Genomic DNA, 19,739 nt, shown 5'->3' on the forward strand with positions numbered 1-19,739 from the left:
GGAGGGGCGCGGTTCGGATGATCCGCTCAGGTCACAGCGCTATACCTATACAGCGACGAGAGGACCACAAAATGGCAGACCGCAGCTTGCGCGGCATACGACTCGGCGCCCAGAGCTTACAGAGCGAAGAGGGCGTCGTGTTCCATGAACGCGCACAACACGTTTACCAGTGCACGTCATGCAAACGTGACACCACCCTGACCTTCGCGGTCGACGCGGAGGTCCCCGAGGCCTGGGAATGCCGCATCTGCGGCGCTGAGGCCCTGCTTCGCATCGGCGAGGGCACCGCGACCGTCGACCACAGCGAGGACAAGGTCCCGCGCACTCACTGGGACATGCTGCTGGAGCGTCGCAGCATTCCTGAACTTGAGGAGCTGCTCGAGGAGCGCCTCGCCTTCGTCCGCGCCCGGCGCGGATCCGGCGAAGACGCCACCAAGCTCAGCGCCTGATCGTCAACCCGGAACGCCGGTCCCTGCGGGGGCCGGCGTTTTCGCGTCCCCGGCCGCTCTGCCGCGGCGGAGTGCGGGCCGGCGCGTGAGGACGCCGGCGACGATCAGCGCGAGCAGGCTCCCCCAGCCGATCACGGTCTTGATGGCCTCCCCCGCGACCACTGCGGGGGTCAGACCGGTCCGCAGGGGGACCTTCGTGAGCATGTGGCCGGCCTCATCGGCCGCGAGCCCGTCGATGGTCGCCCCGTCAGGGGCGATCACCTGGCTGGTCCCCACGGTGGAGAGGTTGACCACGGATCTGCCGGTCTCAATGGCGCGCATGCGGGCGAACGCCAGCTGCTGGAGGTTCTCGTCGGTGCCGCGGAAATCGGCGTTGTTGGTCTGGAACATGTAGACCTCCGCGCCTGCCTGCGCGCCGTCCCAGATCACGTCGTCGTAGATTACGTCGAAGCAGATCGCGAGCCCCACACCCACGCCGGACAGGTCGAAGAACGGTGCCGCGGTGCCGGGCGTGTACTCGCGCTGGATGAGTCCGATCAGGTCGGGTGCGAACGGCTCGAAGAACGCCCGGTCCGGCACGTACTCGCCGAACGGCACGGGATGCCGCTTGTCGTAGATCTGCACGGCGCCTTCGTCTGGCCGCCACAGCATCGACGTGTTGAAGTACTCGCCATCGCGTGCGGTCACCGCCGCGACGATCAGCGGTGCGTCGATGCGATCGGAAAGCGCATCCAGGACGTCTGCGGTCTCCGGGTTGGTGATGGGATCGGAATCCACCCCGCCCTCCGGCCAGAGCAGCACGTCCATCTCCTCTCCGAAGAGCGGAGCCGTGGCTTGCAGTTGCGCGCGAAGCACAGCCCCGGGAGCGCGCTGGTCGAAGTACCCGGTGGGTCCGTTGCCCTGCACCGCCCCCACGCGCAGCGTTCCTGCCGCCGCGGTCGGGAACTGCGGGACGAGCATCAGCAGCAGGGCGACGATCGCGGTGGGAAGGACCGTCGCAGGGCTGCGGAAGCGTCCCACCCGCACGTATTCGATGGCGGCCGCGCACAGCAGCACCATCACGAAGCTGAGCCCCGACACGCCCACCCAGGAGGCGAGGTGCGCCAGCGGGCTGCCGGCCTGCGTGATCCCGATCCTGCCCCAGGGGAATCCGCCGTAGGGCCACGACCCGACGATCTGCTCGCGCAGGGTCCACAGCCCTGCCACCAGCATCGGCAGCGCGATGAGACGTCCGGCCGGACCGGGCAGCACGCGGGGCAGCCACCGGTATGCCAGCGTGATCGGGATGGCACCGGCGGCGGTGATCACCGCCTCCAGCATCGCGAGGGCGAGCCACGGCACCGGGCCCAGGTAGCGCATCGTGAAGAGCAGGTTGACCAGGAAGAACGCGGCGCCGAAGGCGAAGCCGACCAGCGCCGACGCCCAGACTTTGCGCCCGATCATGCCCAGCAGCGCCAGCGCCACAGCGGGGAAGGCCATGGGCCACCAGGCCAGAGCCGGGAAGGCGAGGGTCAGGAGCAATCCGCCCACGACCGACGTCGCGATCGCCGCCCAGAGGGGCAGCAGCGGGCGCGGGGCAGCGGCGAGTTGCACGAGACAACCCTAAACGGGCACGGCTCAGACGGAGCTGTATGCGACGATGCCACGGCGCACGGCATCCAGTGCTTTGCGCGCAGTCGTGGCCAGCGGGGCGTCGGCGACCAGGGAGAACTGGTCCAGCAGGTCGATGGTCTGCTTCGCCCACCGCACGAAGTCCCCCGCGGCCATGTCCGCCTCGATCAGCACCCGATCAAGCGGCATCCCGCGGGCCCACGAGTACATCGCCTCGGCGAGCCCGGTCGCGACGGTCTCCGTGCCGGGGAGGTGATGGTCCTGTTCCAGGTCTTCCAAGCGCTGCCAGAGCTCCTGCGTCGCGGCCAGCGCGGTGCGGAACGCGCCGCGCGGCAGTCCCCGCTCGCCGGGGCCGGATTCGTCTCGGCGGGGCTCGTAGACCAGGCAGCACGCCAGCGTGGCCAGGGATGCGGCATCCAGGCCCCGCCAGATGCCGGTGCGCAGCGATTCGGCGATCAGCAGGTCGCGCTCGCCGTAGATGCGTCGCATGGTGCTGCCCGCCGGAGTCAGCACCGTCGTGCCGTCGCCGGTCACCTCCACATAGTCCAGCTCCGTCAGCACATCGACCACGCGGTCGAAGATGCGCGCGACCGTGCCCGTGCGGGTGTCGATCTGCTGCCGCATCTTCTCCACCGACCGCATGAGCTTCCAGTACCGCTCCGCCCAGCGCGCGTGATGCTCCCGGTCCGGGCACTGATGACAGGGGTGGCGCTGCATGCGGCGGCGCAGGTCCCCGATCTCGCGCTGACGCGCTTCACGCGCGGCGCGTGACGCGTTGGCGTCCTTGCGGTTCAGCCCCTCCAGATCGCTCAGCTGCCTGCGGATGCCGGAGTACTCGGTGAAGTCGCCCCGATCGCAGGTCATGGCCTTCTGGTAGCCGGCCAGCGTCTCCTCCGACTCCCGCACCTTGCGGGCGAGGCCGACGACCGCGCGGTCCGCCTGGAACTGCGCGAAAGACGATTCCAGGATCTCGCGCGCCCGTGCCCGTCCGAACTGGTCGATCAGGTTGACGGCCATGTTGTAGGTCGGGCGGAAGCTGGAGTTGAGCGGGTACGTGCGTCGCGATGCCAGCGCAGCGACCTGCTGGGGATCCAGGCCCTCGGTCCACTGGATGACCGCGTGGCCTTCCACGTCGATTCCGCGGCGTCCCGCGCGGCCAGTGAGCTGTGTGTACTCCCCCGATGTGATCGCGACGCGCGCTTCGCCGTTGAACTTCTCGAGCTTTTCCAGCACGACCGTCCGGGCCGGCATGTTGATGCCCAGCGCGAGGGTCTCGGTGGCGAACACCACCTTGACCAGCTTGCGACGGAACAGGTCCTCGACGACCTCCTTGAACGCCGGCAGCAGGCCGGCGTGGTGCGAGGCGATCCCGCGCTCCAGGTTGTCCAGCCACTCCCAGTAGCCCAGGACGGCAAGGTCCTCATCCAGAAGAGCACGGGTGCGCTCCTCCACGATCGCACGGATCTGGCCGCGCTCCTCCGGACTGGTCAGTCGCAGGCCGGACCGGCGCACCTGCTGGACCGCCGCGTCGCAACCGACGCGGCTGAAGATGAAGAAGATGGCGGGCAGCAGGTTCGCCCGCTGCAGGAGCTTGACCACATCGGGGCGGTCGATCCGTTCCATGCGCTGCACGTTGGCCGCGCGCACGGGCCGCTGACCGCCTTTGGCCGGGCGCCGGCCCCCCTGGTGACGGCCGCCGCCTTCGTACCGACCGCTGTTCTGGGCCGAGCCGCTGCGCATCGAGGACGCGCGGCGATTGTTCTCGAACGTCGGGCCCTTGAACGAGCGGATGCGCATCAGCTCCTGGTTCACCTGCGCGGTGGCGATCCCGGCGCGGTCGTCGAAGAGTGGGAGCAGGTCGCCGCGGACCAGCACGTGCTGCTCCAGCGGCACCGGCCGGATCTCGGAGACGATCACCTCGGTGTCCCCGCGCACGGTGTCCAGCCAGTCGCCGAACTCCTCGGCGTTGGACACCGTCGCGCTGAGCGAGATGAGCCGTACGGCCGGGGGCAGGTGGATGATGATCTCCTCCCACACGGCGCCGCGGAACCGGTCGGCGAGGTAATGGACCTCGTCCATGACGACGTACCGCAGGCCCCGCAGCGCGCCGGAGTCGGCATACAGCATGTTGCGCAGCACTTCGGTCGTCATCACCACGATCCGGGCGTTGCCGTTGATGTTGGTGTCGCCGGTGAGCAGTCCGACCTCGTCGGCGCCGTACACCTCCTGCAGCTCGCGGAACTTCTGATTGGAGAGCGCTTTGATCGGGGTCGTGTAGAACGCCTTGTCCCCGAATCCGCCGACGGCCGGCTCGCGCATCGCCAGGTGGATCGCGAATTCCCCCACGATCGTCTTGCCTGCTCCGGTCGGCGCCGCCACCAGGACGCTGCGGCCGTCCTCCAGCGCCTGGCATCCGGCGATCTGAAAGGGGTCCAGCTCGAAGCGCTGCGAGGCGGAGAACTCCGCGGTGATCGGGTGGTCACGGTCCTTGGCCGCGCGTGCGTAACGCTCTGCGGGGCTCAGCTCCGTCACGCGAGGGCCTCGGGCGGCAGCAAGCTCGCCTCTCGCTTGGTGCGTCGCCGGTCGAACAGCATCGAGACGGCTGCGGCGGCGAAGAAGAGCACGACCAGCATCCCTGCGAGCAGCAGCATGCTCACCACGTCGGCGGCGGGAGTGGCGATCGCGGCGAAGACGACGGCCACCAGCACCGCAACGCGCCAGCCCTTCAGGATCGCGCGCCCGGTCATCACGCCGGCCAGGTTGAGCGCGACCAGGAACACCGGCAGGACGAAGGAGACGCCGACGACGATGAGCAGTTTGAACACGAAGTCGTAGTAGTACGACGCGTCGAAGAACGAGGCGCCGCCGTCGGGCACGAACGAGGCCATCAGCTCGACGATGTGCGGCATCACCAGCAGACCGACGTAGCATCCGGCGAAGAACAGCGGGACCGCGGCCGCGACGAAGCCGATCGTGTACCTGATCTCCTTGCGCGTCAGCCCGGGCATGATGAACGCCCAGAGCTGCCACAGCCACACCGGCGCCGAGATGAGCAGCCCGATCGCGAACGAGATGCGCAGACGCAGATCGAACGCGGACGTGACGGTGCTGAACATCAACTCCACCTTCGCGCTTTCACCCGCGGTCTCAGCGATCTCGCGGATGGGAACGGTGATCAGATAGATCACGGCATCCGTGATGAAGAATGCGACGACCATGCCCACGATCAGGGCCAGCGCCGCCAGGATGATCCGTTTGCGGAGCTCGACGAGGTGCTGTCCGAGCGACATGCGCTTCTCACGCCGGGGTTCGCCGGAGTCGGCGATGCGCGACGGTCCTGCGGTGGCCACGCGCAGGTCAGGGCTTGTTATCAGCAGCCCTGCTCGCGTCAGCGGTGGTCTGCGTGACCGACCCTTCGCTTGCGGGGCTGGCGAGCGACTCCGTCTTGCCAACGGCCGGGTCGTCGTCCTTCATGGCCTTCATCTCGCCCTTGAACACCCGAGCCGACTGGCCCATGCTCTTGGCCAGTGCGGGCAGCTTCGCGGCACCGAACAGCAGGAGGATGACGGCGAGGATAATCAGGAAGTGCCATCCTGTGAGACCTTGCAACATGTCGAGTCCTTCCGGTTCGTCGCTTCATTCTATCCCGCAGTGCGCGACGGAGCCGCGGTCGCGGGATAGTACGAGGCATCTCAACGGTACTGCACGAGGCCCGCTTCGGCCCACGCCGCGGCCGCGCGGCGCGCGGACTCCGGCTCCAGGATCTCGACAGCTCCGGCACGACGCGCTGCGAGCCGGCGCAGACTGTGCTCGTCGGCGATGTGCATGGTGGCCGTCGTGACACCGGCCACGGTCTCGAGGGCCGCCCGATCGAGGTACTCGCCGAGCAGCGGCGCCACGGACTCAGGAAAGCGGATGCGCGCGACGATCTCGCCGGTGCCGGTTTCGAACCAGCCCGGGACCGGGTCGGCGGCGTGCTCGATCGGGATGTCGGTCAGCTCCAGCTCGCTGACGCGGTCCAGATGGAACGTGCGCATCGCCTGTCGCAGGTGGCACCATCCCTGCAGATACCACTCCCCCGTGGCGATGAGCACCTTCACCGGGTCGACCGTGCGCGGGGTGGGTGCGGCATCCGGCGCCTTGTAGGTGAATGAGACCGCCACGCCGCGCTGCAACGCCTCGGCGACCGAATCGCGCACCGCGTCCACGGGGGCAGGAGCAAGGATCACGTCGGCCGGAGTGCTGGACGCGCCGCGCGCCAGCTTGGCGAGCAGGCCAGCGAACAGCTCGGTGTCCCCGACGCCGGGAATGGCGCGCGCCAGCTGCAGACCGGTCAGCAGCGCCGCCGCCTCACGGGCGGTGAGCTTGGGTGCGCGCTCCAGACCGACCGAGTTGGTGATGACGATGATGTCGCGCTCGTCGAGGAGGTCCCAGTCGATGTCGAACAGGTCGTTCGCCATCTGCCAGTACCCGCCGTCACCGGGAAGCCCGATCACGGTCAGGGTCTCCACCATCGCCCGCATCTGAGCGGGGGTCACGTCGAACTCATCCGCCGCTTCGGCGATCGAGACCTCGCCCTTGCCGATCAGGTACGGCACCAGCTGCAGCATGAGCGCTGCCCGGTCGGTGGCGATCAGCGGCTTGCGGGTGGTCATGCTGCTCCTCCGTGGATCGCGCGCGTGGCTTCGAGCCGCCGGAGGACCTGGTCGCGCAGCTCAGCCGGCTGCACGACCCTGACCTCGGGTCCGTAGGAGGCCAGTTCGTCCGCGAACACGTGGATGTCGACGAACGGCACGAGGATCCCCTGATCCGCCGGAAGCGACCTGCGGCTGAGCCGGAGCGCCGCCTCCGTGCCGGGATTCACCTCGAGGAGGGCGCGACTGCGCGCGGCCACCTCGTTCAAGCCGGCAAGGGCGCGCTCCCCCGCCCCCTCCCGCAGCGCCGGGTCGAACGTGTCGCGGGTGATGACGACATCCTCGACGATGCGCCGGAGCAGGAAGGTGCGGTCCGCGCCGACGTCCAGGTCGACTCCGAACACATGCCAGCGCGCCTCGTAGTCCACCAGTGCCAGCGGCTGCACGCGGCGAGTGCGCGGTGCGGACTCGCCCGGCTTGAGGTACCCGAACGTCACCACGCGTGATTGCTCGATCGCCTGCTGCAGGACTGCGAACGACGGCTCGCGGAGGCTGATGCGCGGCGAGTAGCCGATGATCGGCTCGTCCACCGCGATTCCGAGCGCGCGGATCTTCCGCAGCCCGCTGCGCGCGTCCGCCGACATCGAGCTTTCGCTCCACACGCCGCCGGCGAGGTTCAGCAGCGCCAGCTCGGCCGGCGTGAACACGATGTCCTCGGGCAGCTCGTACTCGGCGGTGGGGATGCGGTAGCGGGCTTCGCGCAGATCGTCGGGGTCCGCCCAGTCGCCGATCGTCTCGATGGGAACGCCGAGACGGCGCAGGGCCTCCTTGTCCCGCTCGAACATCTTCTCGAGCGCGTCTTTGGACGCCCCGGCCTCGGTCTGCTCCCGATAGCCGGAGACGGAGGTGAGGATGGTGTCCTTCGTCAGTCCCTGCTCGGTCGCCACAAGAGCGACGACGAGGTTGACGAGGCGCTCCTCAGGAGGATTCTTCGTAGAAGCGTTCGCGGGCACGAGCCTTATCCTAAGCGTCGGGCCGGTGCGACGTCAGCGTGTGGCGGGCTGGTCCAGCCCCAGAATGTCCACCACGAAGATCAGGGTGGAATCGGCCGGGATCGCTCCCTGCTCCCGATCGCCGTAGCCCTGATCGGGCGGCACGACCACGAGCACCTGCGAGCCGACGGTCTGACCGCGCAGGGCGTCGGCGAAGCCGGGGATCATCGAGTCCAGAGTGACCGATTGGGGCGAATCGTCCCAGGTCGTCTCGAAGACGGCGCGATCGTCCCAGGTCAGGCCGGTGTAGTGCACGCGCACCGGCTCGTCGCCGGTGACGACGGCGCCGTCCCCCTTCTTCAGCGTCTGGACGACCAGGTCGGCCGGCGGATCCGCGTCCGGCACGATCACGCCAGGCCGGCCGTCCGGAGCGCGCACGACCGTGGGGAGCCCGGCGCTGAAGTTGAACTGGTCCGCCCCGTCCGCCTTGGCCAGATACACCTTGCGAAGGTCGATCACCGCGACGGCGGTCTCCTCGGGGTCCAGTTCCAGGCCGGTGGCCGTCGCCTCCGAAATGCTGCCCGGCGGGAGCGCGACGACGATCCGGGAGCCCTCGGTCGCACAGATCAGGGCATCCTCGAAGCCGGGGATGACCTCGGTCCACTGCGAGACCGTGGACACACGCGACAGATCGCCGTCGTACGCGGTCTCGACGACCCGCTCGCCGGTCGCTCCGCTGGTGATGCTGACGTCGATCATGATCAGCTGGGAGTCGGTGGTGATCCGATTGCCCTCTCCGACGACCTCGTCCTGCACCGTCACCGCCGAGGCGTGGAAGGGAAGGTACAGGTCGACATCGGGCGCGTCGTCGGTCGAACCGGACACCGTGATCAGGTCGGTCACCGCCGAGTCGGAGGCGGTCGGCCGGGGGCAGGCGTCCCCGCCCGGCAACAGCGAACAGCCGACGAGTCCGACGGAGAGGAGTCCGAGGACCGCGAGGGAAGCGGAGATCTTGCGCACCGGAACAGTCTAGGGGCGCACTCGGTCAGTCCTGATCGCCGGATGCCGCCTGCCGCGCTCCGTCGGCGGCGCGTTCGGCCTCGCGCACACGCTTGCGGAGGTTCTTGTCCGTGATCACCCGGTCCCCTACCGCGCCAGGCGTCCACAGCTCCACGTCCTCATCGCCGTAGCTGGACTTCGATGCCCGGCGCCGCTGCTCCGGGGCGATCGCGCCGGGTGCCAGTCGGCGCGCCCAGATCAGGAACCCGGTGTGCGCGACCATCCGGTGGTCGGGGCGGACGGCGAGGCCCTCGACGTGCCAGCCGCGCACGATCGTCTCGTTGGCGTCCGGTTCGGTGAACAGCCCGGTCGCCCGGATGTACTCCGCCACGCGGCTCAGCTGTGTCGCCGTCGCGACGTAGCAGAGCACCACTCCCCCCGGCGTCAGCGCGTCAGCCACGACGTCGATGCATTCCCAGGGCGCCAGCATGTCCAGCACGACACGGTCCACGGATGCCGCGGCCACCGCGTTCGGCAGCTCCTCGACGAGGTCGCCGATGACGACGTCCCAGTTCGCCGGGACCCGTCCGAGGAACGTCTCGACATTGGCGCGCGCGACGTCGGCGAACTCGGACCGACGTTCGAACGACACCAGGTGCCCGCCGTCGCCGATCGCGCGCAGCAGCGAGAGCGACAGCGCCCCCGAGCCCACTCCGGCTTCGACCACGACACTGCCCGGGAAGACATCCGCTTGGGCGATGATCTGTGCGGCGTCCTTGGGGTAGACGATGGCGGCGCCGCGCGGCATCGACATCACGAAGTCCCGCAGCAGCGGGCGCAGCGCGAGGTACTCGTGTCCTGCGCTGTTGGAGACCACGGACCCGTCCGGCTGTCCGATCAGCGCGGTGTGCCGGAGCACTCCGTGGTGGGTGTGCAGCTCGCCGTCCTCGCGGAGGGTCACGGTGTGCAGTCGGCCCTTGGGGCCGGTCAGCTGCACACGGTCGCCGATCCGGAAAGGGCCGCTCGGACGGTCGACGGTCATGGTGCATCTCCTGGGCGGTGTTCGGAAGCGGATTGCACGTGTCCGGCGTGGAACAGCGCGACGTCCTGGGCGGTGCGCCCGGCAAGAGTGGGCCACACCGCGTGCGCGCCGGCGCCCGTGATCGAGACCATGTGCGGCACGCCGATCACGGCGGCACCGGACGCCACTGCGGAGCGCAGTCCGTTCGGCGAGTCCTCGATCGCCACGGTGTCGCGAGGGTCGACGCCGAGCGCGGCACAGGCCTGGAGGTACGGGTCGGGGAAGGGCTTGGGACGGGTGGAGTCGTCTCCGGCGATGACCACGTCGAAGGCGTGGGAGTCCATCAGGTCCACGACGGTCTGTGCCATGCGACGCAACGACATCGTGACCAGCCCGGTCCTGATGCCGGCCGCACGGAGGCTGGCCAGCAGCTCCTGCGCACCGGGGCGGAACGGCACGCCCTTCGTGGCCAGCTGGCCCATGACGTCGTCGGTGAGATGGTCGACGATCGCGTGGATGCCCATCTGCACCCCCGCGTCCTGGAAGATGCGCGCGGAATCCTCCAGTCCCAGGCCGACCAGCCGCAGCGCCTGCTCGTGCGACCATGTGCCGCCGAACTGGCCGACGAGCACCGTCTCAGCCGCCATCCAGTAGGGCTCGGTGTCCACGAGCGTCCCGTCCATGTCCCACAGGACCGCCGCCAAGGTGCTATCGCTCACTGCTCCATGGTAGTCGCGGGGCGACGACGGGCCGTTCCCGCTCCGGCCACCTGGGGGCACGCCGAGGCGTTGGCCGCCCGGCATCCGGCCGCGGAGCCTATCCTGGATGCACCCCGGGATCGCCGGGGGAAGGAGGTCGTGTGGACGGACTGGGACGCAAGGTGCTCGTCGCCGCCTTCGACGGGTGGAACGACGCGGGCGAAGCAGCATCCGCCGCGGTGTCGCACCTGCGCGACAGCGGCGAATACGAGCCGGTCTTCTCCGTCGACCCGGAGCTGTACTTCGACTACCAGTACACCCGCCCGCAGGTCGCGATGGACGCGGACGGCACCCGCGTCATCCGCTGGCCGGAGGCGACGATCCTCAAGCCGGTCAAACAGACTCGGAGCACCCAGCTGTGGCTGCTGACCGGCGTGGAGCCCGCCCGGGCCTGGCAGGCGTTCGCCACCGAGTTCGTGGACGTCGCACTGCGCGAGGACATCACCGGGTTCGTCGCGCTGGGCTCGATGATGTCGGACGTGCCGCACACCAGGCCCATCTCGATCTTCGCCGGCAGCGAGAGCGAGCACGTCCGCAACAGCCTCGACCTGGAGCGCAGCACGTACGAGGGGCCGGTGGGAATTCTCAGCGTGCTCTCGCATGCGGCCGATGCCGCGGGTATTCCGGCCGCGAGCCTGTGGGCCAGCGTGCCGCACTACGTCGCGGGGCACACGCCCTCGCCGAAGGCGACCCTCGCGCTGCTGGACCGCTTGGAGGACCTCACCGGGGCCCAGGTGCCCCGCGGCGACCTCGCGACCGACGCCGCCGCCTGGGAGGCCTCGATCGACGCGGCCGCCGCAGACGACGAGGAGATGACCGAGTACATCCGCCAGCTCGAGCGCACCCGCGACACCTGGGACTCCCCCGAGGCGTCCGGCGACGCGATCGCACAGGAGTTCGAGAAGTACCTGCGGCGCCGCGGCGACGGGCCGGCCAAGCCCGGCCGCGACGACCCGCGCCGCTAGCGCGGGTCTGCCTCAGTACGCCTGGAGGACCCCGGCGCTGAGCAGCACCAGCAGCAGCGAGCCCAGCGCGACGCGGTAGAGCACGAACGGCAGGAAGCTGTGCTTGGAGATCCAGCGCATGAAGAACGCGATCACGCCGAGCGCCACCGCGAAGGCGACGACCGTCGCCACCGCCGTCTCGCCGAGGGTGAAGACCCCCGGCTCGTCCCAGCTCTTGAACAGCTGATAGAACCCGCTGCCGAAGACCGCCGGGATGGCCAGCAGGAACGCGTAACGGGCGGCCGCGGCCCGCTCGTAGCCCAGGAACAGGCCGGCGGTGATGGTTCCGCCCGAGCGGGAGACGCCGGGCACCAGCGCCAGCGCCTGGGCGAAGCCGAAGATCACGCCGTGCGGGACGGTGAGGTCCTTCAGCTGGCGCCTTTTCGCCCCCACGTGATCGGCGATCCCGAGCAGAACGCCGAAGAAGATCAGCATCCCGGCGATCAGCCAGAGCGAGCGGAAGGTGGTCTCGATCTGATCCTGGAAGAGCAGACCGAGCACCACGATCGGGATGCTGCCCACGATGATGAGCCAGCCCATCCGCGCGTCCGGATCGTTGCGCGCAATCCTGCCCAGCAGCGCCTGGAACCACCGGGTCACGATCCGCACGATGTCACGCCAGAAGAACAGCACGACCGCCGCCTCCGTGCCGATCTGCGTGATCGCGGTGAACGCCGCCCCCGGGTCCTGTGCGCCGGGCAGGAACTCGCCGAGGATGCGCAGGTGCGCACTCGATGAGATCGGCAGGAACTCGGTCAGTCCCTGGACCAGGCCGAGGATGATCGCCTCCAGAAGCATGGGCGCGCCTTTCGTGCTCAAGTGGAGCGTTGCGGTGAGGTCAGGTGCGGGTCAGTACGTGCGCAGCAGGTCCGTCAGCACTCGCTGGCCGAAGATCAGCGCATCCAGCGGAACGCGCTCGTCCACGCCGTGGAACATTCCGGTGAAATCCAGATCGGCCGGCAGCCGCAGCGGCGCGAAGCCGTACCCTTCGATGCCCAGCATCGACAGCGCTTTGTTGTCCGTCCCGCCGCCCATCAGATACGGGATCACCGGCACGCCCGGATCGGCGCGCCCGAGCGCCGCCACCATCGCGTGCACCAGAGCACCGTCGAACGGGACCTCCAGCCCGACGTCGCGGACCACGACCTCGACCTCGACGTCCTCGCCCACGATCCGCCTGATATCGGCCAGGGCGGCCTCTTCACCCCCGGGGAGGGTGCGCACATCGATCAGCGCTTCGGCCACGTCGGGGATGACGTTGTGCTTGTAGCCGGCCGTGAGCCCGGTCGGGTTCGTCGTCGTCCGCAGCGTGGACCGGATGAATCCCTCAGCCGGCCCGGTGGCCATCGCCAGGCTGTCCGGATCCTGGTCGGAGGCGCCGGTGAGCTGCCTCAGCCCATCCAGCATCTGCTCGCTGGTGGCGGTCAGCTGGACCGGCCACTCGGTGCGCCCGAGCGCCGCGACCGCCTCCGCAAGGCGGGTGACGGCGTTGTCCGGGTGGACACGGCTGCCGTGTCCGGCCCGGCCGCGGGCGCGCAGACGGATCCAGATCAACGCCTTCTCACCGACCTGCAGCAGGTAAGCACGCCGGTCGCCGACCGCGATGGAGTACCCGCCGACCTCACTGATGGCCTCGGTCGCACCGTGGAACCATTCCGGATGCTGGGTCACGACCAGGTGGGATCCCTCGACCCCGCCGTTCTCCTCGTCCGCGAAGAAGACCAGGATCAGGTCGCGCTCGGGCCGCTCACCGGCCCGGAGGATCTCCGCGACCGAGGTCAGGATCATCGCATCCATGTCCTTCATGTCCACGGCCCCGCGGCCCCACAGCATCCCATCGCGGATCTCGCCCGCAAACGGATCCACGGACCAATCCTCGGCGATCGCCGGGACGACATCGAGGTGCCCGTGCAGCACGAGTGCGGGCTTGTCCGGATTGCGTCCCCGGACGCGGGCCATCACGTTGGTACGGCGCGGGATGGGCTCGTAGTACTCGGGGGTCAGGCCCAGCGACTCCAGGTACGCCCCGACGTACTCGGCAGCCTCACGCTCGCCCTCGGCCTTGCCGCCGCCCCAGTTGGACGTGTCGAAGCGGATCAGATCACGGGCGATGCGCACGACCTCGGGGAGGTCTGAACCGGGGCTGGGCATGCGGACTAACCTACCCGCTGGCCGCCGGCCGGCCCTGCACACGGATCGCCGTCCGAAACGACGAAGGCCCCCTCGAAAGGGGGCCTTCGTCGTTCTGTGCGCGAGGGGGGACTTGAACCCCCACGCCCGTTAAAGGGCACTAGCACCTCAAGCTAGCGCGTCTACCTATTCCGCCACCCGCGCATGGGTTTGGGTTGTCGCCAACCGAAGATCGACATTATCACGTCCGGAGCCCCAGGCCGTAACCGCGGTCACCCGACCGAGACCCCGAACAGCCATCCGAGCGCGTACGTGACGGCTGCCGCGCCGTAGCCGATCAGCAGCTGCCGCAGGGCGCGGCGCAGCGGAGGGCCGCCGGAGAGCAGCCCCACCATCGCCCCGGTCGCCAGGAGCGCGATACCGACCAGCACGAGGGCGGTCAGGACCGCCGGCAGCCCGGACAGCCCGAACATCCAGGGCAGCACCGGGACCACCGCACCGGACGCGAAGAAGAGGAAGCTCGACAGGGCCGCATTCCACGCCCCGCCGACGACGTCGTGCTCCGACGGCACGTCCAGCGGTCCGCCGCGCGGGGTCGTGCCGTCCTGCGCGGCGCTGACCACCCGCCGGGCGCGCTCCAGAGCCTCGGCGGGCGACAGCCCCCGCGTCCGGTACACCAGCGCCAGCTCGTTCGCGTCCAGATCCAGATTGGGCAGCGCGGCATCCGCATAGTCGCTGGGTTCGGTGGCCTGCAGCAGCTCCCGCTGCGAACGCACGGACACGAACTCGCCCGCGCCCATCGACAGGGCGCCCGCCAGCAGACCGGCGATGCCGGTGAACAGCACCACCTGTGGGGCGACACCGGTGGCTCCGATGCCCAAGACCAGTGCGAGATTGGAGACCAGCCCGTCGTTCGCACCGAACACGGCGGCCCGGAACGTGCCCGACAGTCGCCGGCGTCCGCGCGCGGCCAGCCCGCGGACCACCTCGTGGTGGACCTTCTCGTCTGCGGCCATCGCGGAGGTGGCGAACGGCTCGCTCTCGTAGGGCGAACGTCCCTCCGCATTCTGCGCGAGGGCCAGGACGAAGATCGACCCGAACCGCCTGGCCATCCAGCCGAGCAGTCGGGTCCCCACATCCGGTCTCGGGAGCTGTGCGGGCTCGCCGCCGAGCAGGCGCAGCCAGTGCGCCTCGTGGCGGCCCTCGGCGTCGGCGAGCGCCGTCAGGATCGCGCGCTCCTCGCCGTCGCGCCGCGCCGCGAGCTCGCGGTACACCTGTGCCTCGGCGCGTTCGTCGACGAGGTACTGGGCCCAGCGACGCCGGTCGCGGGTCGTGGGCTCTGCGGGCGCGGTCAATGAAGCCTCCGGGCGGGGGTGCGGGACTGTTCAACGGTAGCCAGCGCCGTGCGCCGGCCTCAGCTCAGCGCAGCGATTGCCAGCATTTCGGGCCTCCGAACGAGGACCGTCCGGGTCGGCTTCAGGAGTGCACGCGAGCGCGGAGCAGGTCGATCCGAGCCTGCAGCTGCGCCACGGTGGCGTGGCTGACCGCAGGGCCGCCGCAGACGCGGCGCAGCTCGGCGTGCACGATTCCGTGCGGGTCGCCGGTCTGGCGCGCGTACACGCCCACCAGGCTGTTCAACAGCTGCCGCTGCTCCTTGAGCGTGCGGTGCAGCGCCTGCGGCGGCGCTGCGGCCTCGGGCGGTCCCTCGCGCGCCTCACGGGTGCGGCGGTGCTTGCTCTGGCGCGCCTGCCGCTGCTGCAGCAGCTCGTGCACGTGCTCCGGCTCGAGCAGCCCGGGCAGCCCGAGGAACTCCTCCTCCTCGGGCGTGCCCGGTACGGCCAGCTCGCCGAATTCGCGACCGTCGTACAGCACCCGGTCGAAGTGCGCGACCGACCCGAGGGCCTGGTAGGTGAATTCATAGGTCAGGGCGTCGGATGCCGGTTCCTCCCGCGCGGCGGCATCCATCGCGTCCTCATCCAGCGCCCATTCGTCCTCGCCCTCGGTGTCCCGATCCAGGGCGTGGTCGCGCTGCCGCTCCAGCTCGTTGGCGAGGGCGAGCAGCTGCGGAACGTGCGGCAGGAAGATGCTCGCCGTCTCGCCGCGCCGCCGGGCGCGCACGAAACGACCGACCGCCTGAGCGAAGAACAGCGGCGTGGAGGCGGAGGTCGCGTACACCCCGACGGCCAGGCGAGGCACGTCCACGCCCTCGGAGACCATCCGGACGGCCACCATCCACCGCGTCGTGCTGCCGGCGAACGTCTCGATGCGCGCCGATGCCTCTGACTCGTCGGACAGCACGACGGACGGCTCCTCCCCGGTGAGCTCGCGCAGGAAAGCCGCGTACGCGCGCGCAGACGTCTGATCCGTCGCGATCACCAGGCCGCCGGCATCCGGAATCTGCTCACGGACCTCGGTGAGCCTGCGATCGGCCGAGCGCAGGACGGCGGGGATCCACTCGCCCTCCGGATCCAGGGCGGTGCGCCAGGCCTGCGCGGTGATGTCCTTGGTGTTGTCCTGTCCGAGCTGGGCCTCCATCTCGTCGCCGGTGCGGGTGCGCCAGCGCATCTGCCCGGCGTAGACGAGGAAGATGACGGGACGCACCACTCCGTCCGCGAGCGCCCGCCCGTAGCCGTAGCTGTAGTCGGTGCGCGAGAGCCGGATGCCGTGCTCGTCCGGGTGATACTCCACGAACGGGATCGGAGCCGTGTCGCTGCGAAACGGGGTGCCGGACAGCAGCAGCCGCCGGGTGGCGCGGCCGTAGGCTTCGCGCAGCGCCTCGCCCCAGCTGAGCGCATCTCCGCCGTGGTGCACCTCGTCCAGGATCACCAGCGTGCGGGCATCCATCACGACCCGCTGATGGACAGAGGCTTTGACCGCGACCTGCGCGTAGGTCACGGCGATCCCGTGGTACTGGCGCGCCGGGGCGAAGTGGCGGTTCGTGAAGGCCGGATCGAGCCGGATCGAGACGCGGGCCGCGGCGTCCGCCCACTGCGTCTTGAGGTGCTCGGTGGGAGCGACCACGACGATGCGATCGATCACGCCCCGGCGCAGCAGCTCACTGGCCAGCCGGAGGGCGAACGTGGTCTTGCCTGCGCCCGGTGTCGCGGCGGCGAGGAAGTCCCGGGGTCCGGAGCCGACACCGTCCGGCCCGTCCAGACTGAAGTATCGGTCCAGCGCCTCGGCCTGCCAGGCGCGCAGGCGCTGAGCGGTCCCCCACGGTGCGCGCTGCGGGTACGCCGGCGACAGGTGCTCGGCCGCCGCACCACCGATCGGAAGGACCGGTGGGGTCTGGATGAGGGCGTCGCTGTCCATGCCGCGCCCTTTCCTCGTGCTGCCGTCCGCGACGCGGACAACGACTGACCACCTTAGACGAGGAGCCCGACAACCCAGCGCGGGTCGGGCGGGCACGGTAGCCTCGAAGCGGTCCCGACCCGAGGAAGAACAATGCCCCCCAGCGACGAGCCGACTGCGGAGATCTCGAATCTCGGCCCTCACCCGTGGCGACGATACGTCGCACTCGGCGACTCGTTCACGGAGGGCATCGGCGACCCCGAGCCGGGCTTGCCGGGAGGACACCGCGGCTGGGCGGACCGGGTCGCCGAGGTGCTCTCCCGGCAGGTCGACGACTTCGCGTACGCGAACCTCGCCGTTCGCGGCAAGCTCATCGCGCAGATCGCCGATCAGATCGACCCCACGCTGGAGCTGCGCCCGGACCTGATCACGTTCTCGGCCGGTGGCAACGACGTCATCCGTCCGGGCACCGATCCGGACCAGATCGCCGCGCAGTTCGAGGATGCCGTCGTCCGGCTCAGTCGCGATAACGCGACCATCGTGGTGTTCACGGGCATCGATACGAACTTCACGCCGGTGTTCCGGCCCTTCCGCGGAAAGATCGCGATCTACAACGAGAACATCCGTGCCATCGCCGAGCGGTACGAGTGCATCGTGGCCGACCAGTGGGCGCTCAAAGAGGTTCAGGATCCGCGGTTCTTCGACCCCGACCGGCTGCACTACAACTCGCTCGGGCACCACGAGGTGGCGCGCATGGTGCTGCGCGCCCTGAACGTCCCCAACGATCTGCAGCCGATGCAGCCGGACCCTTTTCCTGTCGGCACGTGGCGCGCCGCGCGCACCGAGGATTTCGTGTGGGCGCGGACGCACTTCGTGCCGTGGGTGCTGCGCCGTGTCCGCCACCGATCCTCCGGGGATGCGATCACCGCAAAGCGCCCCGCGCCGCTGCCGGTGCGGAGCGCGCCCGCCGGCCAGGAGGCTCCCCCGCCGCCGGACGAACAGCGCTAGCCTGCGTCCGCAGCGGCTACCGCGTGTTCGGGTGCGGCGCCCGCAACGCCCACAGCGCGACGGCGCTGGCCGCAGCCACGTTCAGCGAATCCACGCCGCCGCCCATCGGAATGGTCACGATCGTGTCGGCCGCCTGCAGCGCCCGGGGACTGAGGCCGTCGCCCTCGGAGCCGAGCATCAGCGCCACCCGTTCGGGGCGGTGCGCGGCGAACTCATCCAGCCCGACGGCATCATCGGCCAGGGCCAGGGCAGCGAGATGGAATCCCGCGTCGCTGAGGATGTCGCGGGCGGGACCCCATTCCGGCAGCCTGGTCCACGGCACCTGGAAGACGGTCCCCATGCTCACCCGGACACTGCGCCGGTACAGCGGGTCCGCACAGCGCGGAGTGATCAGGACGGCATCGGCGCCGAGGGCCGCGGCGCTGCGGAATGCCGCCCCCACGTTGGTGTGATCGACGATGTCATCCAGCACCACGACGGTGCGCGCCCCGGCCACCACCTCCGCGACCGACGCGAGCGGCGGCCGGTGCATGGCCGCCAGGGCGCCGCGGTGCACGGCGTACCCGGTGAGCGATTCGGCCACCGCCGAGGTGACCACGTACACGGGTGTCGCCTCGTCCTCGCCCAGGAGCACCGTGACATCGGGCAGCCATTTCGGCTGGACCAGCACCGAGCGCGGACGGTGGCCCGCGCGCAGCGCCCTTCCGATCACCTTGGCCGACTCGGCGATGTACAGACCCCCGTCCGGTTCGAGCACCCGGCGCAGAGCAACATCGGTCAGGTCGCGGTAGTCCGCCAGCCGGGCATCTGCCGCATCGGAAATCTCGACGACCTTCATCCGTGCTCCCTCGATCCGCGCCACCGGTGACGCCGGACCGCCCTCCCACTCTCCCAGGTGCGGACCGATACGTAACATCCCGGAAAACCGCGCCGCCTACACTCTGAGCACAGGCTCGAACTCGAGGGGGTGATCGCATCACGGCCGTGGCCCAGCAGGATGCCCAGACCGCCGAGGAGGTCGACCGCGCCGTGAACGCGCTCTCGGGACGCAGATTGGCCGTCCTCACCGGCGCCGGCATATCGACCGATTCCGGCATTCCCGACTATCGGGGCACGGGAGCGCCGGTGCGCGCGCCGATGAGCGTGGAGCAGTTCCTGGCCAGCGAAGACGCGCGCCGCAGGTACTGGGTCGGCAGCCACCTCGGGTGGCGCGCCTTCTCTGCGGCCGCGCCGAACCCCGGCCACACCGCCCTGGCGGCGCTGGAGAGGCAGGGCATCGCCACCGGCGTCATCACCCAGAACGTCGACGGCCTCCACCTGCGCGCCGGGAGCCGCCGGGTGGTGGAGCTGCACGGCACGATGCGGCGGGTCTTCTGCACGCACTGCGGTCAGGTCTTCGACCGTCGTGACCTGGCGCAGCGGGTCGAGGCCGACAACCCCTGGATCACGATCCCCGAGAACGTCCCCCTCGGACCCGACGGCGACGTGCTTCCGCAGAGCACGACAGGATTCCGCATTCCCGCCTGCACGGTGTGCGGCGGCATGCTCAAGCCCGATGTCGTCTTCTTCGGCGAGTTCATCCCGGCCGAGAAGTTCCGCGAGGCCGAGCAGCTGGTGCGCGCGAGCGACGCCCTCGTGATCGCCGGCTCCTCCCTCGTGGTCAACTCCGGCATCCGTCTGCTGGAACGGGCCCGGCGGCGGCGGCTGCCCATCGTGATCGTCAACCGCGGTCAGACGCGGGGCGACGCGCGCGCGACCGTGAAGATCGATGCAGGGGCCAGCGAAGTCCTCCAGGCGCTCGCCGACGCGCTACCCGCCCCGGCAGCCCAGCGGGGCGCATAG

At 69.9% G+C, this 19,739-nt stretch carries 18 protein-coding genes and 1 tRNA gene; 4 read left to right on the plus strand and 15 right to left on the minus strand.

The window, feature by feature from the left end; genetic code table 11:
* The first annotated feature begins 71 nt into the window (after nucleotides 1-71).
* Nucleotides 72-449, plus strand: a complete 378-nt coding sequence (locus QNO12_RS09155) for an RNA polymerase-binding protein RbpA (RefSeq protein ID WP_257502554.1) — start codon at nucleotides 72-74, stop codon at nucleotides 447-449.
* Nucleotides 450-452: 3 nt separating this feature from the next.
* On the opposite strand, the gene lnt is transcribed toward QNO12_RS09155, so the two are convergent.
* The 9 genes from lnt to QNO12_RS09200 all read right to left on the minus strand — a co-directional run bounded on the left by lnt (nucleotide 453) and on the right by QNO12_RS09200 (nucleotide 10,425).
* On the minus strand, nucleotides 453-2,042 hold the full coding sequence (gene lnt, locus QNO12_RS09160; RefSeq protein ID WP_257502553.1) for an apolipoprotein N-acyltransferase: 1,590 nt from the start codon (nucleotides 2,040-2,042) through the stop codon (nucleotides 453-455).
* 24 nt (nucleotides 2,043-2,066) lie between these two features.
* Entirely contained in the window at nucleotides 2,067-4,592 is a 2,526-nt protein-coding gene (locus tag QNO12_RS09165; protein WP_257502552.1) for a DEAD/DEAH box helicase, read from the minus strand.
* Nucleotides 4,589-5,350 (minus strand): twin-arginine translocase subunit TatC, encoded by a 762-nt coding sequence (tatC, locus tag QNO12_RS09170; RefSeq protein ID WP_257502640.1) that lies wholly within the window; start codon nucleotides 5,348-5,350, stop codon nucleotides 4,589-4,591. Before tatC ends, QNO12_RS09165 begins: the two co-directional genes overlap by 4 nt.
* 67 nt (nucleotides 5,351-5,417) lie before the next feature.
* Nucleotides 5,418-5,672: a twin-arginine translocase TatA/TatE family subunit gene (gene tatA, locus QNO12_RS09175; protein ID WP_257502551.1), complete on the minus strand. Its 255-nt coding sequence runs from the start codon at nucleotides 5,670-5,672 to the stop codon at nucleotides 5,418-5,420.
* A gap of 80 nt (nucleotides 5,673-5,752) precedes the next feature.
* A complete protein-coding gene (locus tag QNO12_RS09180; RefSeq protein ID WP_257502550.1) occupies nucleotides 5,753-6,715 on the minus strand; it encodes a helix-turn-helix transcriptional regulator in 963 nt (320 codons plus the stop codon).
* A complete protein-coding gene (locus tag QNO12_RS09185) occupies nucleotides 6,712-7,707 on the minus strand; it encodes a helix-turn-helix transcriptional regulator (RefSeq protein WP_257502549.1) in 996 nt (331 codons plus the stop codon). Before QNO12_RS09185 ends, QNO12_RS09180 begins: the two co-directional genes overlap by 4 nt.
* Nucleotides 7,708-7,740: 33 nt before the next feature.
* Nucleotides 7,741-8,706, minus strand: coding sequence for an FKBP-type peptidyl-prolyl cis-trans isomerase (locus QNO12_RS09190; RefSeq protein WP_257502548.1), 966 nt, complete (start codon nucleotides 8,704-8,706; stop codon nucleotides 7,741-7,743).
* Nucleotides 8,707-8,731: 25 nt separating this feature from the next.
* Nucleotides 8,732-9,727: a tRNA (adenine-N1)-methyltransferase gene (locus QNO12_RS09195; RefSeq protein WP_257502547.1), complete on the minus strand. Its 996-nt coding sequence runs from the start codon at nucleotides 9,725-9,727 to the stop codon at nucleotides 8,732-8,734.
* Nucleotides 9,724-10,425, minus strand: a complete 702-nt coding sequence (locus QNO12_RS09200) for an HAD family hydrolase (RefSeq protein WP_257502546.1) — start codon at nucleotides 10,423-10,425, stop codon at nucleotides 9,724-9,726. The genes QNO12_RS09195 and QNO12_RS09200 overlap by 4 nt, the downstream gene beginning before the upstream one ends.
* 140 nt (nucleotides 10,426-10,565) lie before the next feature.
* On the opposite strand from QNO12_RS09200, the gene QNO12_RS09205 reads away from it, so the two are divergent.
* Nucleotides 10,566-11,429: a PAC2 family protein gene (locus QNO12_RS09205; RefSeq protein WP_257502545.1), complete on the plus strand. Its 864-nt coding sequence runs from the start codon at nucleotides 10,566-10,568 to the stop codon at nucleotides 11,427-11,429.
* 12 nt (nucleotides 11,430-11,441) lie between these two features.
* Here the strand turns inward: QNO12_RS09205 and QNO12_RS09210 are convergent, their stop codons facing one another.
* From QNO12_RS09210 to QNO12_RS09230, 5 genes are all read right to left on the minus strand, one after another.
* Nucleotides 11,442-12,266: an undecaprenyl-diphosphate phosphatase gene (locus QNO12_RS09210; RefSeq protein WP_257502639.1), complete on the minus strand. Its 825-nt coding sequence runs from the start codon at nucleotides 12,264-12,266 to the stop codon at nucleotides 11,442-11,444.
* A 51-nt stretch (nucleotides 12,267-12,317) separates the two neighbouring features.
* Nucleotides 12,318-13,619: a M20/M25/M40 family metallo-hydrolase gene (locus QNO12_RS09215; protein ID WP_257502544.1), complete on the minus strand. Its 1,302-nt coding sequence runs from the start codon at nucleotides 13,617-13,619 to the stop codon at nucleotides 12,318-12,320.
* A 97-nt stretch (nucleotides 13,620-13,716) separates the two neighbouring features.
* Nucleotides 13,717-13,802: transfer RNA gene (locus tag QNO12_RS09220), tRNA-Leu, on the minus strand.
* A gap of 68 nt (nucleotides 13,803-13,870) precedes the next feature.
* Nucleotides 13,871-14,953, minus strand: a complete 1,083-nt coding sequence (locus QNO12_RS09225; RefSeq protein ID WP_257502543.1) for a VIT1/CCC1 transporter family protein — start codon at nucleotides 14,951-14,953, stop codon at nucleotides 13,871-13,873.
* A gap of 121 nt (nucleotides 14,954-15,074) precedes the next feature.
* Nucleotides 15,075-16,910, minus strand: coding sequence for a DEAD/DEAH box helicase (locus tag QNO12_RS09230; protein ID WP_257502542.1), 1,836 nt, complete (start codon nucleotides 16,908-16,910; stop codon nucleotides 15,075-15,077).
* A gap of 132 nt (nucleotides 16,911-17,042) precedes the next feature.
* Between QNO12_RS09230 and QNO12_RS09235 the strand changes: the two genes are divergently transcribed.
* Complete coding sequence (locus QNO12_RS09235) at nucleotides 17,043-17,897, plus strand: SGNH/GDSL hydrolase family protein (protein WP_257502541.1); 855 nt, start codon at nucleotides 17,043-17,045, stop codon at nucleotides 17,895-17,897.
* A 16-nt stretch (nucleotides 17,898-17,913) separates the two neighbouring features.
* On the opposite strand, the gene QNO12_RS09240 is transcribed toward QNO12_RS09235, so the two are convergent.
* On the minus strand, nucleotides 17,914-18,735 hold the full coding sequence (locus tag QNO12_RS09240; protein ID WP_257502540.1) for a TrmH family RNA methyltransferase: 822 nt from the start codon (nucleotides 18,733-18,735) through the stop codon (nucleotides 17,914-17,916).
* A 146-nt stretch (nucleotides 18,736-18,881) separates the two neighbouring features.
* Between QNO12_RS09240 and QNO12_RS09245 the strand changes: the two genes are divergently transcribed.
* Nucleotides 18,882-19,739 (plus strand): Sir2 family NAD-dependent protein deacetylase, encoded by an 858-nt coding sequence (locus QNO12_RS09245; protein ID WP_374761029.1) that lies wholly within the window; start codon nucleotides 18,882-18,884, stop codon nucleotides 19,737-19,739.

It is taken from the genome of Microbacterium sp. zg-B185, from assembly GCF_030246885.1.
GTDB lineage: Bacteria > Actinomycetota > Actinomycetes > Actinomycetales > Microbacteriaceae > Microbacterium.

What these genes read in the sequence shown, in the direction of transcription:
- QNO12_RS09155 (WP_257502554.1), top strand. Translation starts at nt 72, where the DNA reads ATGGCAGACCGCAGCTTGCGCGGCATACGACTCGGCGCCCAGAGCTTA.
- tatC (WP_257502640.1), bottom strand. Translation starts at nt 5,350, where the DNA reads ATGTCGCTCGGACAGCACCTCGTCGAGCTCCGCAAACGGATCATCCTG.
- tatA (WP_257502551.1), bottom strand. Translation starts at nt 5,672, where the DNA reads ATGTTGCAAGGTCTCACAGGATGGCACTTCCTGATTATCCTCGCCGTC.
- QNO12_RS09180 (WP_257502550.1), bottom strand. Translation starts at nt 6,715, where the DNA reads ATGACCACCCGCAAGCCGCTGATCGCCACCGACCGGGCAGCGCTCATG.
- QNO12_RS09195 (WP_257502547.1), bottom strand. Translation starts at nt 9,727, where the DNA reads ATGACCGTCGACCGTCCGAGCGGCCCTTTCCGGATCGGCGACCGTGTG.
- QNO12_RS09210 (WP_257502639.1), bottom strand. Translation starts at nt 12,266, where the DNA reads ATGCTTCTGGAGGCGATCATCCTCGGCCTGGTCCAGGGACTGACCGAG.
- QNO12_RS09215 (WP_257502544.1), bottom strand. Translation starts at nt 13,619, where the DNA reads ATGCCCAGCCCCGGTTCAGACCTCCCCGAGGTCGTGCGCATCGCCCGT.
- QNO12_RS09230 (WP_257502542.1), bottom strand. Translation starts at nt 16,910, where the DNA reads ATGGACAGCGACGCCCTCATCCAGACCCCACCGGTCCTTCCGATCGGT.
- QNO12_RS09235 (WP_257502541.1), top strand. Translation starts at nt 17,043, where the DNA reads ATGCCCCCCAGCGACGAGCCGACTGCGGAGATCTCGAATCTCGGCCCT.
- QNO12_RS09240 (WP_257502540.1), bottom strand. Translation starts at nt 18,735, where the DNA reads ATGAAGGTCGTCGAGATTTCCGATGCGGCAGATGCCCGGCTGGCGGAC.